16 protein-coding genes are annotated in these 17075 nt (G+C 69.8%); 3 read left to right on the forward strand and 13 right to left on the reverse strand.

All coding sequences use genetic code 11. The features are described 5' to 3' along the window. Positions 1–16: 16 nt before the first annotated feature. The gene (locus FS825_RS05210) at positions 17–877 is read left to right on the forward strand and encodes a Bax inhibitor-1/YccA family protein (RefSeq protein ID WP_144711431.1); all 861 of its coding nucleotides are present in this window, start codon (positions 17–19) and stop codon (positions 875–877) included. Positions 878–1253: 376 nt separating this feature from the next. Here the strand turns inward: FS825_RS05210 and guaA are convergent, their stop codons facing one another. Genes guaA through FS825_RS05235 form a run of 5 tightly spaced genes read right to left on the reverse strand, consistent with a single transcriptional unit; the run spans position 1254 to position 6088 of the window. Beyond that, entirely contained in the window at positions 1254–2834 is a 1581-nt protein-coding gene (guaA, locus tag FS825_RS05215; protein ID WP_144711432.1) for a glutamine-hydrolyzing GMP synthase, read from the reverse strand. Beyond that, entirely contained in the window at positions 2831–3277 is a 447-nt protein-coding gene (locus FS825_RS05220) for a DUF3817 domain-containing protein (protein WP_260981026.1), read from the reverse strand. The genes guaA and FS825_RS05220 overlap by 4 nt, the downstream gene beginning before the upstream one ends. A 10-nt stretch (positions 3278–3287) precedes the next feature. Continuing rightward, on the reverse strand, positions 3288–4025 hold the full coding sequence (locus FS825_RS05225) for an SURF1 family cytochrome oxidase biogenesis protein (protein ID WP_186377084.1): 738 nt from the start codon (positions 4023–4025) through the stop codon (positions 3288–3290). 47 nt (positions 4026–4072) lie between these two features. Continuing rightward, the gene (locus FS825_RS05230) at positions 4073–5554 is read right to left on the reverse strand and encodes a cation:proton antiporter (RefSeq protein WP_144711435.1); all 1482 of its coding nucleotides are present in this window, start codon (positions 5552–5554) and stop codon (positions 4073–4075) included. 3 nt (positions 5555–5557) lie between these two features. Further along, positions 5558–6088, reverse strand: coding sequence for a cation:proton antiporter regulatory subunit (locus FS825_RS05235; RefSeq protein ID WP_144711436.1), 531 nt, complete (start codon positions 6086–6088; stop codon positions 5558–5560). A gap of 75 nt (positions 6089–6163) precedes the next feature. On the opposite strand from FS825_RS05235, the gene FS825_RS05240 reads away from it, so the two are divergent. After that, entirely contained in the window at positions 6164–6658 is a 495-nt protein-coding gene (locus FS825_RS05240; RefSeq protein ID WP_144711437.1) for a hypothetical protein, read from the forward strand. Between the two features lie 83 nt (positions 6659–6741). Here the strand turns inward: FS825_RS05240 and FS825_RS05245 are convergent, their stop codons facing one another. The 7 genes from FS825_RS05245 to FS825_RS05275 form a co-directional block, all read right to left on the reverse strand. Further along, on the reverse strand, positions 6742–8634 hold the full coding sequence (locus FS825_RS05245) for a glycerol-3-phosphate dehydrogenase/oxidase (protein WP_144711438.1): 1893 nt from the start codon (positions 8632–8634) through the stop codon (positions 6742–6744). A gap of 77 nt (positions 8635–8711) precedes the next feature. Continuing rightward, positions 8712–9833, reverse strand: a complete 1122-nt coding sequence (locus tag FS825_RS05250) for a GuaB3 family IMP dehydrogenase-related protein (protein WP_144711439.1) — start codon at positions 9831–9833, stop codon at positions 8712–8714. A 67-nt stretch (positions 9834–9900) separates the two neighbouring features. Next, entirely contained in the window at positions 9901–10089 is a 189-nt protein-coding gene (locus FS825_RS05255) for a hypothetical protein (RefSeq protein ID WP_144711440.1), read from the reverse strand. Between the two features lie 176 nt (positions 10090–10265). Further along, positions 10266–11087: an ABC transporter ATP-binding protein gene (locus tag FS825_RS05260; RefSeq protein ID WP_260981027.1), complete on the reverse strand. Its 822-nt coding sequence runs from the start codon at positions 11085–11087 to the stop codon at positions 10266–10268. After that, positions 11084–11971, reverse strand: coding sequence for an ABC transporter ATP-binding protein (locus tag FS825_RS05265; RefSeq protein WP_144711441.1), 888 nt, complete (start codon positions 11969–11971; stop codon positions 11084–11086). The genes FS825_RS05260 and FS825_RS05265 overlap by 4 nt, the downstream gene beginning before the upstream one ends. After that, positions 11964–12950, reverse strand: coding sequence for a branched-chain amino acid ABC transporter permease (locus tag FS825_RS05270; protein WP_079237341.1), 987 nt, complete (start codon positions 12948–12950; stop codon positions 11964–11966). Before FS825_RS05270 ends, FS825_RS05265 begins: the two co-directional genes overlap by 8 nt. A 12-nt stretch (positions 12951–12962) precedes the next feature. After that, entirely contained in the window at positions 12963–14381 is a 1419-nt protein-coding gene (locus FS825_RS05275) for a branched-chain amino acid ABC transporter permease (RefSeq protein WP_472595125.1), read from the reverse strand. A gap of 246 nt (positions 14382–14627) precedes the next feature. Between FS825_RS05275 and guaB the strand changes: the two genes are divergently transcribed. After that, entirely contained in the window at positions 14628–16130 is a 1503-nt protein-coding gene (gene guaB / locus FS825_RS05280) for an IMP dehydrogenase (protein ID WP_144711442.1), read from the forward strand. A gap of 68 nt (positions 16131–16198) precedes the next feature. Here the strand turns inward: guaB and FS825_RS05285 are convergent, their stop codons facing one another. After that, positions 16199–17017 (reverse strand): SDR family oxidoreductase, encoded by an 819-nt coding sequence (locus FS825_RS05285; protein WP_144711443.1) that lies wholly within the window; start codon positions 17015–17017, stop codon positions 16199–16201. Positions 17018–17075 lie beyond the last annotated feature (58 nt).

The following is a 17075-nucleotide window of genomic DNA, read 5'->3' on the forward strand; positions in this document are numbered from 1 at the left end:
CTAGGAAGAGGACACCATGGCCTTCAAGCCCGGTTTCGACCAGTCCCCCGCCTTCAACGACCAGGGACGCAACGCCTGGGGCGGCGGCGCTGGTCAGCAGCAGGCCGGCTGGGGACAGACCCCGCAGCAGGCCCGGGGCGGCATGACGCCCGAGCAGCTGCAGTACATGTACGACCGTCCGGCGGCCTCCACGGTCGACACCGACCGCATGTCGTACGAGGACACCATCGTCAAGACGCTGCTCGCGTTCGGCGTGCTCGTCGTCGGTGCGGTGGCCGGCTGGAACCTCCCGCCGGCGGTCTGGATCGTCGGCGCGCTCGTCGGGTTCGTCCTGGCGCTCGTGAACACCTTCAAGAAGAAGCCGTCGCCGGCGCTCGTGCTCCTGTACGCGTTCTTCGAGGGCCTGTTCGTCGGTGGTATCTCCGGCTACTACGACACCGCGTTCGAGGGCATCGTCCCGCAGGCCGTGTTCGGCACCCTCGGTGTGTTCTTCGTGACGCTCCTGCTCTTCCGCTCCGGCAAGGTCCGGGCGACGCCGAAGGCCACGCGGTTCTTCCTCATCGCGATGGTCGGCTACATGGCGTTCTCGCTGGTGAACCTCGTCCTGATGTGGACCGGCGTCACGCAGTCGGCGTTCGGGCTGTTGGGGGTCTCGCTGTTCGGTATCCCGCTCGGAGTCCTCATCGGCATCTTCGTGGTCGTCATGGCCGCGTACTCGCTGATCATCGACTTCGACCAGATCAAGACCGGCGTCGAGCGCGGTGCGCCCCGCATCTACGCGTGGACGGCTGCGTTCGGCCTGATCGTCACCCTGGTGTGGCTGTACCTCGAGATCCTGCGCATCCTCGCCATCATCGCGAGCAGCCAGCGCAACTAGCACCCGCATTCCCGAAGGGCCCCGGCGAACACGCCGGGGCCCTTCGTCGTGCTCGGGCGGGGGCCGCGCGCCCGCCGAGCGGGCCTTTTCCGTCACACTCGAGGCCTCCCGGCGACCGGTTCCGCCCGCTCGGCGCACGCCCCGCGGCGGGTCCTGCCCGCTCGGCCCGGCGCGCCCGGGCCCCGGCGGCCGAACGCGCCGAGCGGGCCTTTTCCGTCACGCTCGGGGGGCCCGGGCGGCCGGTTCCGCGCGCTCGGCGGATGCCCTGCGGCGTGTTCTGCCCGATCGGCGCGGGAGCCGCCCCTGCGCCGCGCCCGCGCCGGACGCACGAAGGCCCGGCACGCGTGACGCGTGCCGGGCCCTCAGCGCGGGAGGACTACTCCCACTCGATCGTCCCCGGCGGCTTCGACGTGACGTCGAGCACGACCCGGTTCACGTCGGGCACCTCGTTCGTGATGCGGTTCGAGATCTTCGCGAGCGTGTCGTACGGCAGGCGGGTCCAGTCGGCGGTCATCGCGTCCTCCGACGACACCGGACGCAGCACGATCGGGTGGCCGTACGTGCGGCCGTCACCCTGGACGCCCACGGACCGGACGTCGGCGAGCAGGACGACCGGGCACTGCCAGATCTCGTCGTCGAGGCCGGCCGCGGTGAGCTCCTCGCGCGCGATCTTGTCGGCGGCACGGAGCAGCTCCAACCGCTCCTTCGTGACCGAACCCACGATGCGGATGCCGAGCCCCGGACCGGGGAACGGCTGGCGACCGACGATGACCTCGGGCAGCCCGAGCTCACGACCGACCGCGCGCACCTCGTCCTTGAACAGGGTGCGGAGCGGCTCGACGAGTTCGAACGTCATGTCGTCGGGCAGTCCGCCGACGTTGTGGTGTGACTTGATGTTCGCCGTGCCCGCACCGCCGCCGGACTCGACGACGTCCGGGTAGAGGGTGCCCTGCACGAGGAACTTGACCTCACCGGCACCGGTGTCGCCGCGCGCCTCGAGCACGAGGGCCTCGGCCGCCGACTCGAACGTGCGGATGAACTCCCGCCCGATGATCTTGCGCTTCTGCTCCGGGTCGCTCACGCCGGCGAGGGCGTCGAGGAACTGCTGCTCGGCGTCGACCGTGATGAGCCGGACACCGGTGGAGGCGACGTAGTCCTCTTCCACCTGCTTCCGCTCGTCGGCGCGGAGGAGTCCGTGGTCGACGAAGACGCACGTGAGCTGGTCCCCGACGGCCTTGTGCACCAGCGCTGCGGCGACTGCGGAGTCCACCCCGCCGGACAGTCCGGCGATGACGCGGGCGTCCCCGACCTGTTCGCGGATCCGCGCGACCTGCTCGTCGATGACGTTGGCGGAGTTCCAGTCACCGGGGAGCCCGGCTGCGCGGTGCAGGAAGTTCTCGAGCACGGCCTGACCGAAGACGGAGTGCTTCACCTCGGGGTGCCACTGCACGCCGTACAGCTTGCGCTCGTCGGACGCGAACGCGGCGACCGGGGTCGAGGCGCTCGACGCGAGGACCTCGAAGCCCTCCGGGGCCTTCGCCACGGAGTCGCCGTGCGACATCCAGGTGACCTGGGACTCCGGCTGACCGCCGAGCAGGACGCTGTCCGTGCCGGTGACGTCGACGGACGTCGATCCGTACTCGCGGAGGCCGGTGTTCGCGACCTCGCCACCGAGCGCGGTGGCCATGGCTTGGAAGCCGTAGCAGATGCCGAGCACGGGGACACCGAGCTCGAGGATGTCGCCGTCGAGCGCGGGCGCACCCTGCTCGTACACGGACGACGGACCACCGGACAGCACGATGGCCGCCGGGTCCTTCGCGCGGATCTCGTCCGCCGTGATGGAGTGCGGGACGATCTCGCTGTAGACGTTCGCTTCGCGGACCCGACGCGCGATGAGCTGCGCGTACTGGGCTCCGAAGTCGACGACCAGGACGGGACGCTGTTCGGTCTCGCTCACCGAGCGGCCTCCTTCTCACGCTGCTGGGCAGCGGTCAGCTCGTGGTAGGTGTCCATGGCGATCTTCTGCATCCGGTGCTCGACCACGAAGGACATGAACGGGATGATGCCGCCGAGCGCGATCAGCAGGAAGCGGATCGGGCGCCAGCGCATGATGCTCCACAGACGGAAGTCGGTGAAGAGGTAGAGGACGTACAACCAGCCGTGGGCGATGAGGATGCCGATCGACAGGTTGATCGTGCCGGGCTCCTTGCCGGCCGTCCCCTCGGGGACGAAGAACGCGCCACCGCCCAGCTGCATCTCGAGGTGCAGGGGCGTGTACTTGAGGATCATCTCGAGCACCAGGGCGAGCAGCAGCACACCGGTGATGTACGCCGAGACGCGGTACCACTTCACCGCACCCGGGATCTTCGGGATGTCACGGGTTCGGACGGTCAGAGCCATATCGGCCATCCTACCGTCGGTCCGCGAGGGCCCCGTCGACGCTGAGAGCGGCCTCACGACGGTCGTCTTCCTCGCGTTCCCAAGCGTCCTTCACGAACCGGTACCAGAGGAACACGGCGAAGCCGGCGAACACGACCCACTCGACGGCGTAGAAGAGGTTCAGCCAGTCGAACTGGACCTCGCGCGTGGGGGCGCGGTCGGCGATGGTGCCGAGGTCGGCGGCCTTCGCGGTGGTGCCGTCGGCGACGACGTACCCGAGGTACATCCGGTCGTCGAAGGCCTTCCACGTGTTGACGAACCGGGCGGGGGCGACGGCCGAGTACTCGCCCTTGTCGTAGGTGTCCTGGTCCGGCGACTCGGCCGGGTAGTACCGCCCCTCGACGGTGATCCGCGCGCCGTCCGTCAGGCGCTCACCACCGGCGACGGCGGCCGAGCGCTGGTCGGACCACCCGATGACGACCGGGAGGCTCGCCCCACTTCCGTCGTCCACCATGTGTCCGACGGTCTGGTACGTCCCACCCCCGCTGCGCCCGGTCAGCACGGTCGTGTCACCGGCCACGAACGTGCCGGTCACGGTCACCTTCTGCCCGGCGAGCGTCTCGGACGTTGGCCGCATCGGCTTCGTCACGGTGTCCAGGGTCTTGCGCGTCTCGGTGGTGGCCGGGAGCGGCCGGCCGTTGGCGATGCTCCGCTCGAGCTGCCACTTGCCCAACCCTGCGAACACCGCCGCGAGCACGAGCGCCAGCAACAGCAGCGCGATCCACCTCGGTCGTCGGGCTACGGCCCACATTCGTATCAGTACTCCGGATCGCGCTGTCGAACCGGGCGTTCGGGACGCTCGGCGGGGATCTCCACGGACGCCGTCACGGGCTCGTCCACTGGCTCCGGGGACCCATTGTCCCGCTCTTCCCTGCCCGCAGCCTCCACGAGGGCGAACTCCTCGGCGAACTGGCGGTCCCGCTCGGCACGGCGGGCCGCGGCACTCGCGTCCTGGTCGGCGACGCCGGCGACGGCCGCGGCGTCCACCACGTCCTCCATCGCGGGGCTCGAGGCGCCCGCCCCGAGTCGGCGGCCGAGCCGCGCCCGCAGGCGCGAGCGCAGCCGCGCCACGCGGGCCGGACGCACCACGAGGCGGCCGATGCGGTCGGAGTTCACGGCGAGCAGCGGACCGAGGATGGCCATGACGAGGACGTAGAGGCCCGCGAACGCGGTGATCCGCGCCTCCAGGCCGGCGGCGGCCGAGAGCGTCGCGAGGATCAGCGCGAACTCGCCGCGGTTCACCAGGATGACGGCGGTGTTGATGCCCTGCTGGACGTTGAAGCCGTTCATGCGGGCCACGAGCTGACCGGCGACGGCGTTGAGTCCGACGGTCATGCCGATGGCGCCGAGCACGGGCCAGAGGACCTCGCCGAACGTCGACAGGTCGAGCCCGAGCCCGAAGTTCACGAAGAAGAACGCGGCGAACACGTCGCGCATCGGGAGCGCGAGCTGCTCGATGCGGTCGCGGTAGCGCGTGGCCCCGCAGAGCAGACCGATCACGAACGCACCGATCGCGTCGGTGACCCCGAGCAGGTCGCCGATGCCGCCGAACATCACCGCGAGTCCGAAGAACAGCACGGTGAAGAGCTCGTCGTCGCGGGTCGCGAAGATCCTCGAGACCCACTTGCCGGCGAACCGGGCGAGGGTGAACATCACCACGAGGAACCCGAACGCGAGCCCGAGCTTCCCGACGACGGCCCAGATGTTCGTGTCGCCGGAGAGCACCACGGAGACGATCGCGAGGTAGATCGCGATGAAGACGTCCTCGATGACGGTGACACCGAGGATCATCGGGGTCTCGTCGTTCGCGAGCCGCCGGAGTTCGATGAGGAGCTTCGTGACGATCGCGCTCGACGACGTCGCGGTCATGCCCGCGATGATGAGGGCTTCGCGGGTGCCCCAGCCCAGCGAGAACCCGAAGGCGAACCCGACGCCCATGTTGATGGCGACGTACGTGCCGCCGGAGACCAGGAGTTTCCCGGCGTTGCCGTAGAACTCCTCCTGGTCGAACTCCAACCCGAGGTTGAACAGCAGCAGGATGAGGCCGAACGTCGCGATGAGTTCGATCGTGTGCGACTCGACGTTCAGGCCGATCCACGGGGTGTGCGGGCTCGCCAGCAGCCCCACGATCATGTAGATCGGGATCGCCGGGAGCCCGATCGTCTTGCCGAGTCGTCCGAGGACGTAGGCGATGACGAAGAGCACACCGATGGTGAGCAGCTCACCACCCAGGTGCACGAGCTAGCTCCTGCGCGGGGCCTCGGCCGACGCGGCCGCAAGCTCTCCGCTGCGGTAGAACGAGAACGCCTTCGCGACCTTCTCGGGGGCGCCGGCCACCACGATGGTGTCGCCGGGGAACACGACGAAGTCCGACGACGGCGCGGGGTTCGCGCTGTCGCCGCGGACGACCGCGACGACGGTCAGGCCGATGAAGCCCGAGTCGTGGAGGTCGCCGAGGGGCTTGCCCGCGATGGCGTCGTCGTAGTCGACCGAGAACCAGTCGATGCTGAGGCCCGGGATCTCGTCGAGCTTGTCGAGGCCCTCGGTGATCCGGGTGCCGCCGAGGAGTTCGGCGAGGGTGTGCGCTTCGTCCTCACTGAGGCGGAGCGAGACCTTCTCGGACTTGTCGGCGCCGTCCGAGACGTCGGCGAAGGAGATGAGGTCGGAGTGACCCGACCGGTGCGTGATGACACCGCACTTGCCACCGTCGTCGGTGTAGAAGCTGTGCAGCACGCCGACTCCGGGGAGTTTGACGCGATGGACGTCGACCATGATGGCTCCCTTTTCGAGTACGTCGATGATAACCACCGCGGGGCCCGGCACATTCCGATCCGCTACAGTCCGTGGATGGGGACGACACGGTGGGTGGTGGCCGGCGCAGGGGTCGCGGTCGTGGTGCTGTACGCGGCGTTGCTGGCGCTGAACGCGCTCGTCCTCGATCCGCTCGCCGCGGTGCCGGGCTCGTCCCTCGCCGAGATCTACCGGCACGTCGACGCAGCCGGGAACTCCACCACGCAGGACGTCGTCGGGGTCGCCGTCACGGCGGGCATCGGCGTGCTGCTGGGCGTCGGCGGCGCGGTCCTCGGCCTCGTCGCACGGCTCCCGGCCATGACGATCGCCGTGGTCCACCTCGGGGTGCTGGCGGCCGGCGCGTGTGCGACGTTCCAGTCGATGTTCTTCCTCGCGTTCGACGTCGCCGACTCGTACCCGGTCTCGGGCGCCGCACACACGGTGTGGTCCGGCGTCCTGTACGGCACGAGCCTCACCGCGCTCGTCGGCATCGGCGTGGTGCTCTGCACCACGCTGGTGCGGACGCTGCGTCGCGCGCGCGCGACGGCCTGACCACGCGCCCTGGGGCCGCTCCCGGAAGGACGGGAGGCGCGGGGCGGCGCCGCCACGCGCCTCCGGTCCGGGGACCCGTGCGTCTACTCCGGCTCGCTCGTCTTCTCGCCGACCACCTGCTCGTCGGACGCCTTCGCGCCCTCCGCGCCGCTGGAGCGGCCACCGCCGACCACGACGTCGTCCTCGTCGAAGCCGAACGCGATGTCCGGTGCCTCGAGGCGGACGCGGTCAGCCGACTCGTCGTCGGGCTGCAGCTGCGACTCACGCTCGGCGGCCACGCGCTTGAGGTAGTTCGACACCTCGTTCTCGGTGGTCTCCTGGTCCCAGCCGAGCACGTCCGCCATGAGCTTCGCGGCCACCGGAGCCGCTGATTCGCCGCGGTCCCAGGCCTCGATCGAGATGCGGGTCCGGCGGGCGAGGACGTCCTCCAGGTGGAGTGCGCCCTCGTGCGAGGCGGCGTAGACGACCTCGGCGCCGATGTAGTCGTCGGCGCCGGGCAGGGGCTCGGCCAGGGACGGGTCCTGCTTGACGAGCTGCAGCACCTCGGTCGCGAGGGTGCCGTAGCGGTTCAGCAGGTGCTCGATCCGGACCTTGTGCACGCCGAAGCTCCGCGCGGTGCGGCCGCGGCGGTTCCACGCCGCCGGGTACCCCTCGGCACCGAGCAGGGGGATGTCCTCGGTCGTCGAGCCCGGGATCTTGCCGTCCATGGCCGCGACCGCCTCGTCGATGGCGTCCTTGCCCATCACGCGGTAGGTGGTCCACTTGCCGCCGGCGACGACCACGAGCCCGGGGACCGTGTGCGCGACGACGTGCTCGCGGCTGAGCTTCGACGTCTGGTCGGACTCACCCGCGAGCAGCGGTCGGAGTCCGGCGTAGACGCCCTCGACGTCCTCGCGGGTGAGCGGGACCGCGAGCACCTTGTTCACGTGCTCGAGGATGTAGTCGATGTCCGCCGCGGTCGCCGCCGGGTGCGCCTTGTCGAGGTACCAGTCGGTGTCCGTCGTGCCGACGAGCCAGTGCCGTCCCCACGGGATCACGAACAGCACGCTCTTCTCGGTGCGGAGGATCATGCCCGTGTTCGACTGGAAGCGGTCGCGCGGGATGACGAGGTGCACGCCCTTCGACGCCCGCACCTTGAACTGCCCGCGGGTGCCGATCATCGCCTGGGTGTCGTCCGTCCAGACGCCGGTCGCGTTGACGACCTGCTTCGCGCGGATCTCGAACTTCTCGCCGGTCTGGATGTCGTGCGCCTCGGCACCGACGACCCGCTCACCGACCTTGATGAAGCCCTCGATGCGGATCCGGCTCGCGGCGTGCGCGCCGTAGGACGCCGCCGTGCGCACGAGCGAGGCCACGTACCGGGCGTCGTCGACCTGGGCGTCGTAGTAGGTCATGCCGCCGACGAAGGCGTCCTTCTTCAGACCGGGCATGTTCTTGAGGACCTGCCCGCGGCTGAGGTGCCGGTGGTGCGGGACGCCGGGCGGGCGACCGCCGGACCAGCTGAAGACGTCGTACATCGCCATGCCGATGCCGATGTAGAAGCGCTCCCACACCCGGTGGTTGAGCGGGTAGAGGAACCGGACGGGCTTGACCAGGTGCGGGGCGATCCGCTGCAGGAGGAGCCCGCGCTCGATCAACGCCTCGCGGACGAGCGCGAAGTTCAGCTGCTCGAGGTACCGGATGCCGCCGTGCACGAGCTTCGACGAGCGGCTCGACGTCCCCGAACCCCAGTCACGGGCCTCGACGATCCCGACGCTCAGGCCGCGGGTGACGGCGTCGAGCGCACTGCCCGCGCCGACGATGCCGCCGCCGACGACGAGCACGTCGAGCTCGGTGGTCTTCATGGCCTCGATGGCCGCGGTCCGCTCGTCCGGACCGAGCTTCGCCGACGGGTCGAAGCCGACCCCCGGAGCGGCGTTCTCGGGCCGAGCGGGCCTGGTCGCGCTGGATGTGCTGGTGGTTGCGGCCTTCGCCATCGTCGCCTCCGTGTCGCGTGTCGCGGTGTCGCGATCAGCGCCGAGGCGTCACCCGCACGGGAGTGCGGGTGCCACCGTCAGTCCCGGTGGTACGGCGCCACGACCACTTCTACTCGCTGGAACTCCTTGACGTCGGAGTAACCGGTCGTCGCCATCGACCGACGCAGCGCGCCGACGATGTTCGCCCGGCCGTCCCACGTGGGGGTCGGACCGTTCAGGACGTTCTCGAGCGGGGCGATCGTGCCGACCTCGACGCGGCGGCCGCGGGGCAGCTCGGGGTGGTGCGCCTCGGCACCCCAGTGGAAGCCACCGCCGGGCGCCTCGGCCGCGCGGGCCAGGGCGGTGCCGAGCATGACCGCGTCCGCGCCCATGGCGATCGCCTTGACGACGTCACCGGCGGTGTCGAGGCCGCCGTCGGCGATCACGTGCACGTAGCGACCGCCGGACTCGTCCATGTAGTCGCGGCGAGCGCCGGCGATGTCCGCGACGGCCGTGGCCATCGGGGCGTGGATGCCGAGCGCCGCACGCGTGGTCGATGCCGCACCCCCGCCGAAGCCGACGAGCACACCAGCGGCACCGGTGCGCATGAGGTGCAGCGCCGCCGTGTAGGTCGAGGCACCGCCGACGATCACGGGGACGTCGAGCTCGTAGATGAACTTCTTGAGGTTGAGGGGCTCGGTGTTCTGCGACACGTGCTCGGCCGAGACCGTCGTGCCGCGGATGACGAACAGGTCGACACCGGCGTCGACGACCGTCTGCGAGAACTCCTGCGTGCGCTGCGGGCTGAGCGACCCGGCGACCGGGACGCCGGCGGCACGGATCTCGGCGAGGCGCGCGGTGATCAGCTCGGCCTTGACCGGCTCGGAGTAGATCTCCTGCATGCGCTTGGTGACGTTGCCGTCGGTCAGCGCCTTGATCTCGTCGTAGTAGGGCGCCGGGTCCTCGTAGCGGGTCCAGAGCCCTTCGAGGTCCAGCACGCCGAGCATGCCGAGCTTGCCCATCTGGATGACCGTGGCCGGGGAGGCGACGGAGTCCATCGGGGCCGACAGGATCGGCGACGCGAACGTGAACGCGTCGATCGACCACTGGACGCTGACGTCCTGCGGGTCGCGCGTCCGCCGCGAGGGGACCACCGCGATGTCGTCGAACGCGTACGCCCGACGTCCGCGCTTGCCAGCACCGATCTCGACTTCACTCACCCGGCAACCCTACCGGTCGGGGTCGGCGGGTGGCACGGGCGGACGGTGCAGTGGGCGGGTCCGCGGGTCAGCGGCGCGGCGGTCCGGCGCGGCGCCGACGGACCGTGCGCAGCACCAGGCCGAGCAGGAGCGCCAGCACCACGAGCACGACGAGGAGCGCCGCGGCGACCTTCACGAGCAGGGCTGCGCCGACGAAGAGCACGGCGAAGACCACCCAGACGAGGACGTCCGTCGCGACCGCCGACACTCTCCGCACCTGCGGAACGATACCGGCGCACCGGGGCCGAGCCGCGCCTCCAGGCCGACGCGACGCGACCAGCGCGCCGGACGCGACGTGAGGAGCGGAGCCGTGCGGCGCTGAGCGACCACGCACGACCCCGCCCGGTTGCGGATACCACCCCCACAGCGGCACCCGAGGCCGACTCCACGCGCTCAGCGAGCGGAGTCGACGTCCTTGGCGAGCGTTCCCAGGTACAGCTCGATGACCTTCGGGTCGTCGGCGAGCTCCTTCCCGGTGCCCGAGTACGCGTTCCTCCCCTGGTCGAGCACGTACCCACGATCGCAGATCTGCAGACAGCGTCGCGCGTTCTGCTCCACCATGACGATCGACACACCGGCCTTGTTGATCCGGCGCGTGCGGATGAACGTCTCGTCCTGGCGGACCGGCGACAGACCCGCGCTCGGCTCGTCGAGGAGCAGCACCTTCGGGTCCATCATCAGCGCCCTGGCCATCGCGACGGACTGCCGCTCGCCGCCGGAGAGCGAGCCGGCCCGCTGCCCCTTGCGCTGGCCGAGGACGGGGAACAGGTCGTAGATGACCTCGAGCCGCTCGGCGAACTTCTTCGGCCGGAGGTACAGGCCCATCTGCAGGTTCTCCTCGATGGAGAGCGAGGGGAAGACGTTGTTCGTCTGCGGGACGAAGCCGACGCCGGCTTGCACGAGCTTGTTCGCCTTGAGGTTGGTGATGTCCTCGCCCTGCAGCGTGACCGAGCCCTCGCGGATCGACACGAGGCCGAACAGCGCCTTGAGGAGCGTCGACTTCCCGGCGCCGTTCGGGCCGATGATGCCGATGAGCTCGCCGGGGTAGCAGTCGAGGTCGCAGCCGTTGAGGATGTTCACGCCGGGCAGGTAGCCGGCGACGAGGTTCTTCGCGCTGAGGACCGGCTCGCGTTCCAGCGTGGCCGCTGGTGCGGCGTTCGCCGCTGTCGGCCTGGAGGCGCTGCTCGCGTTCGTGGGGTCGATTGCGTCCGTCATCGGGTCGCCTCCTGCTCGTCTTCTTCTGCGACTTCCTCGGCCAGTTCCTCGTAGGTCTCCTCGGTGAGGAGCGAGTCGTCGCCCAGGTCGGTGTCGTGGTGCGCACCGAGGTAGGCGTCGATGACGGCCCGGTCGTCCATCACGGTGTCGGCGGGGCCCTCGGCCACGACCTTGCCCTCGGCCATCACGACGACCCAGTCCGAGATGTGCCGGACCATGTGCATGTCGTGCTCGACGAACAGCACGGTCATGCCGTCGTCGCGGAGGGACTGGATGTGGCCGAGGAGCGACTGCGTCAGGGCCGGGTTCACGCCGGCCATCGGCTCGTCGAGCATGATCATCGTCGGGTCGGACATGAGCGCCCTGGCCATCTCGAGGAGCTTCCGCTGGCCGCCCGAGAGCGAGCCGGCGTAGTCGTCCTTCTTCTCGAGGAGCTTGAAGCGGTCGAGCAGGTCCTCCGCCTTCGCGGTGATCTCCCGCTCGCGCTTCGCCCAGACCGGCTTGATCAGCGCGGCGAAGAAGTTCTCCCCGGGCTGCTCCCGCGCCCCGAGGAGCATGTTCTGCATCACCGTGAGGCGGCTCAGGGCCTTGGTGAGCTGGAAGGTGCGGACCATGCCCCGGTTCGCGATGTGCGTCGCGCTCGTCTTCTGGAGCGTGTCGCCGTTGAACTGCGTCTTCGCACCGGGGCTCGGCTTGTCGAACCCGGTGAGCAGGTTGAAGAAGGTCGTCTTCCCGGCGCCGTTCGGGCCGATGAGGGCGGTGATCGTGCCGCGCTGGACCTCGAGGTGGTCGACGTCGACCGCGGTCATGCCGCCGAAGCGCCGCGTGACGTCGTCGACGACGAGGATCGGGTCGGTCTTCTGGTGTGTGTACGACTCAGACACTGAACGACAGCTCCTTCTTGTTGCCGAGGAGTCCTTGCGGACGGAACACGATGAGGAGCATCAGCGCGACGCCGACGAGCACGTAGGAGAACTGCTCCGCCTGCTGCGCGTTCATGATCGAGTCGGGGATGAAGTCCCCGGCGAGGGTGCGGATGAAGAGCCGGAGGACGAAGAACAGCACCGACCCGAGCACCGGGCCGAACACGGTCGCGGCACCGCCGAGGATGAGCGCCGTCCAGATGAAGAACGTCATCGAGCGGCCCATCGCGTCCGGCTGCACCGAACTCGGCAGCACGTAGATGATCCCGCCGAGCGCACCGAGCGCGCCACCGAAGACGAGCGCCTGCATCTTGTACGAGTAGACGTTCTTGCCGAGGGAGCGGACGGCGTCCTCGTCCTCGCGGATGGCCTTCACCACGCGGCCCCAGGGGCTCCGCATGAGCAGGAACAGCACGAGGGTGAACAGGGCGACGAGGGCCCAGGCCGCGATGCGGATCCACCAGCCGTTGACGCCGTTGTTCGAGTACGTGAACCACAGGATGCTCGTGGTGCCGTCGGGCAGGGGGCTGAGGGCGTTGAACGGGTCGCGGTAGGCCGAGCCGGCGATGCCGTTCGAGCCACCGGTCGTGTCGGTGAGGAGACTCGACCTGCCGACCATGCGGATGATCTCGGCACCGGAGATCGTCACGATCGCCAGGTAGTCGCCGCGGAGCCGCAGGGTCGGGATGCCGAGGATGATCGCGAAGACGATGGCCACGAGCAGGGCGATGAGCACCGCCATGATGAACGGCAGCCCGTTCGTGATCGAGATCGCGAACCCGTAGGCGCCGAGCAGCAGGAACGCCGCCTGGCCCATGTTGATCAGGCCGGTGAGGCCGAAGTGGACGTTGAGGCCGATCGCCGCGAGGGCGAACGCCGCGGTCGTCGGGGCGAGTGCTTCCTGCGTCAGCGAGCTGAGCAGTTGGAGGATGTAGTCCATGTCGGGGCTCCCTTAACCGATCCGCTCGGCACGACCGAAGATGCCCTGCGGCCGGAACAGCAGGATGAGGATGAGGATCACGAGTGCGGTGGCGTACTTGAAGTCACCCGGCAGCACGAGGTTGGTGAGCTCGACGACGATGCCGATGATCATCGACCCGACGAGCGCGCCGTACGCGGTGCCGAGTCCGCCGAGCGTGACCGAGGCGAACATGAGCAGCAGCAGCTGGAGACCGGTCTGCCAGTTCACGCCGTTGAGCACGAGTCCGAGCATCACGCCGGAGAGGCCCGCCAGGCCGGCGGCGAGCGTCCACACGAACCGGATCACCCGGTCGACGTCGATGCCGGACGCACTGGCGAGCGCCGGGTTGTCCGACACCGCCCGGGTCGCACGGCCGAAGCGGGTCTTCGCGAGGAAGAGCCCGGTGCCGACGAGGACGACGAGCGCGATCGCCATCGCCACGTACGACTGCACCGTCAGGGTGAGCCCGGCGAACGTGACCGTCTCGGGGTTGCCCTGCTGGATGCGGACGGTCGAGGCGCCGAAGAAGTACTGGAACGCGTACTGGGCGGCGATCGAGAGCCCGATCGTCACGATCATGAGCTGCGTGAGGCTGATCCGCTTCTTCCGCAGCGGCCGCCAGATGCCGGCGTCCTGCAGCCAACCCGTCGCCGCGCAGAGCAGGGTCACGACGATCCCGGTCAGCCAGATGTTCCAGCCGAGCTGGTTCGCGAAGAGGTACGCGAGCAGACCGCCGAGCGTCACCTGCTCGCCGTGCGAGAAGCTCGACAGCCCGGTGGTGCCGTAGATGAGCGAGAGCCCGACGGAGGCGAGGGCGATGAGCAGCCCGAGCCGGATGCCGGACGCGAACTGCTGCCAGGCCCGTTGCGGGGTGACGCTCGTCGCGGCGCCGGTGGTCGTGACGCCCTGCTGGTCGGAGAGCTGGAAGATCTGACCGACGTTCGCGTTGAGGCTCGCCGCGACGGTCCGCTTCGCGTCGGCCGCGTTCGTCAGGTACTGCCCCTTCGGCAGGGTGTCCTGGTCGACGCTCACGGTGTAGTTGCCGGCTTGGGTCACGCTCACGGACCAGCGACCGGTGTCGGCCGTGGTCGCGGTCTGCGAGAACCCGCCCGGACCGGCGACGTCGACGTCGACGCCGCTGACGGGCTTGCGGTCCGAGTCGGTGATGGTGCCCTGGATGCAGCCGTTCGTCGGGCTCACCGTGCACGGCTGGGTGCTGGCGGGAGCGCTGCTCGCCGACGCGGAGGCGGATGGAGCACTCGTCGCCGCGTCGGCCCCGGGCGCCAGTGCCCAGTCGACCGCGAAGGTGGCGAGGAAGGCGAGGAACAGTACGGCGGCGAGGACCAGGCGGCTGCGGCCTGGTGCCCCGCGGCGGAGTCGGTGCGCAAGCGCTGACCCCGGCGGAGTGATGGAACCCACGGATGAGCCTCTCGTTCGGATAGTCGAGGACCCTAGGGATTTTTTGTGTCCCCCGTGTTTCCATCACGTCTCCTGCACAAATCGTGCCGCAACCGTGATTCTTCTCAGCAGTCCGATCCGCGGCCCCGGGCGGCTGCCGGAATGCGCCCGCCGGTGCGCGCGTTAGGATGGTCTATCCGGAACCCGCCGCAGCGTTCCCGGTGTCTCGACACTTCACCTCGCCCACGAAGGGGACCCATGGACCAGCCGGATCCGTTCGGATTCATCGGACTCACGTACGACGACGTCATGCTCCTGCCCGGGCACACCGACGTCATCCCGAGCGAGGCGTCCACCACGTCCCGGCTCACCAAGCGCATCGAGGTCCACGTCCCGCTGCTCTCCGCAGCGATGGACACCGTGACCGAGGCCCGCATGGCCATCGCGATGGCGCGGCAGGGCGGCATCGGCATCCTGCACCGCAACATGTCGATCGCCGACCAGGCCGCCGCGGTCGACAAGGTCAAGCGCTCCGAGTCGGGCATGATCACCAACCCGGTGACGACCAGCCCGGACGCCACCGTGGCCGAGGTCGACGCGCTCTGCGGGCAGTTCCGCGTCTCCGGCTTGCCGGTCGTCGAGGGCGACGGCACGCTCGTCGGCATCATCACCAACCGTGACATGCGCTTCGTCGCCCCCTTCGAGCAGCAGACCACGCTCGTGCGCGACGTGATGACCAAGGCACCGCTCGTCACCGCCCCGGTCGGCATCGACCCGGACGACGCGGTCGCGATCTTCGCCGAGCACAAGATCGAGAAGCTCCCGCTCGTCGACGAGGCCGGCAAGCTCCGCGGCCTCATCACGGTCAAGGACTTCGACAAGAGCGAGAAGTACCCGGACGCCACCAAGGACGAGGGCGGCCGACTGCGTGTCGGTGCCGCGATCGGCTTCTTCGGTGACGCCTGGCAGCGCGCGACCGCCCTGCTCGAGGCCGGTGTGGACGTGCTCGTCGTCGACACCGCCAACGGCGAGAGCGAAGGCGTGCTCGACATGGTGCGCCGCCTCAAGGGCGACCCGGCGTTCGCCGGCGTGGACGTCATCGGCGGCAACGTCGCCACCCGCGCGGGCGCGCAGGCGCTCATCGACGCCGGTGTGGACGCCGTCAAGGTCGGTGTCGGACCGGGCTCGATCTGCACCACGCGCGTCGTCGCGGGTGTCGGCGTGCCGCAGGTCACCGCCGTGTACGAGGCCTCCCTCGCCGCGCGCGAGGCCGGCATCCCGATCATCGCCGACGGTGGCCTGCAGTACTCGGGCGACATCGCGAAGGCCCTCGTGGCCGGTGCCGACACCGTCATGCTCGGCTCGCTCCTCGCCGGCACCGACGAGTCCCCCGGTGACCTGGTGTTCGTGAACGGCAAGCAGTTCAAGGCGTACCGCGGGATGGGCTCCCTCGGCGCGCTGCAGACCCGCGGCAAGAAGACCTCCTACTCGAAGGACCGCTACTTCCAGGCCGACGTCCCCTCGGACGACAAGCTCATCCCCGAGGGCATCGAGGGACAGGTGCCCTACCGCGGCTCGGTGTCGAACGTCGTCTACCAGCTCGTCGGCGGCCTGCGGCAGTCGATGTTCTACGTCGGCGGTCGGACGATCCCGGAGCTCAAGGCCCGCGGCAAGTTCGTCCGCATCACGGCGGCGGGGCTCAAGGAGTCCCACCCGCACGACGTGCAGATGGTCGTCGAGGCCCCGAACTACAACCGCTGACCCCGGCACGCAGAACGCCCCGCTCCACCAGGAGCGGGGCGTTCTGCCGTTCCGGAACCGTTCCGCGCCTACGCCGAGCGCCAGTCGTCGGACGTGATGTGCGAGCCGCCGTGCGGGCCCATCTGCAGCATCCCGCCGTCCACCGGCAGCGAGATCCCCGTGATGTACGACGAGGCCGGCGAGGCCAGGAACGCCACCGCGGCCGCGATCTCCCACGCGTTCCCCGGACGCCCGAGCGGGACACCGGGACGGGAGATCGTGTGCGGGTCCTCGTCCTCGGCGCCCGTCATCCGCGTCGCGATCTCACCCGGGGCGACGGCGTTCGCGGTGATGCCGTGCTCGGCCAGCTCGATCGCGATGGTCTTCAGCAGGCCGCCCAGACCGTGCTTCGCCGCGTCGTAGGCGCTCGACCCGTACCGGGGCTGGTGCTCGTGCACGCTCGTGATCCCGATGATCCGCCCGCCGGTCCCCTGCGCGACCATCCGTCGTGCGGCCGCCTGGATCGTCACGAACGCGCCGTCCAGGTCGGTGGCTACGGTGTGGCGCCACTGGTCGAGGGTGATCTCGAGGAACGGCGCGTTGTCCCCGGTCCCGGCGTCCGCGACGATCACGTCGACGCCGCCGAGCTGCTCGGCGAGCCGGTCGATCACCGCCCCGGCCCCGGCGAGGTCCGTCACGTCGATCTGCTCGACGAAGACCTGCCGCCCCTCGGCGCGGACCTCGGCGGCGGTCTCCTCGGCCCGGTCGGGCTCGGACAGGTACGTGATGCCGACGTCCATGCCGGCAGCCGCCAGGGCGACGGCGGTGGCGCGGCCGATCCCGGATTCGGCTCCGGTGACGATGGCCCGGGTGGGACGGAACTGCGTGGTCGAGGGTGTGTCGCTCATGCCCCGGGACCGTACGGCCGGGAACCTGGCCGTCCGTTCAGAAGTGTCACGGGTATGT

Source organism: Curtobacterium pusillum (genome assembly GCF_007680845.1).
GTDB classification, from domain to species: domain Bacteria; phylum Actinomycetota; class Actinomycetes; order Actinomycetales; family Microbacteriaceae; genus Curtobacterium; species Curtobacterium pusillum_B.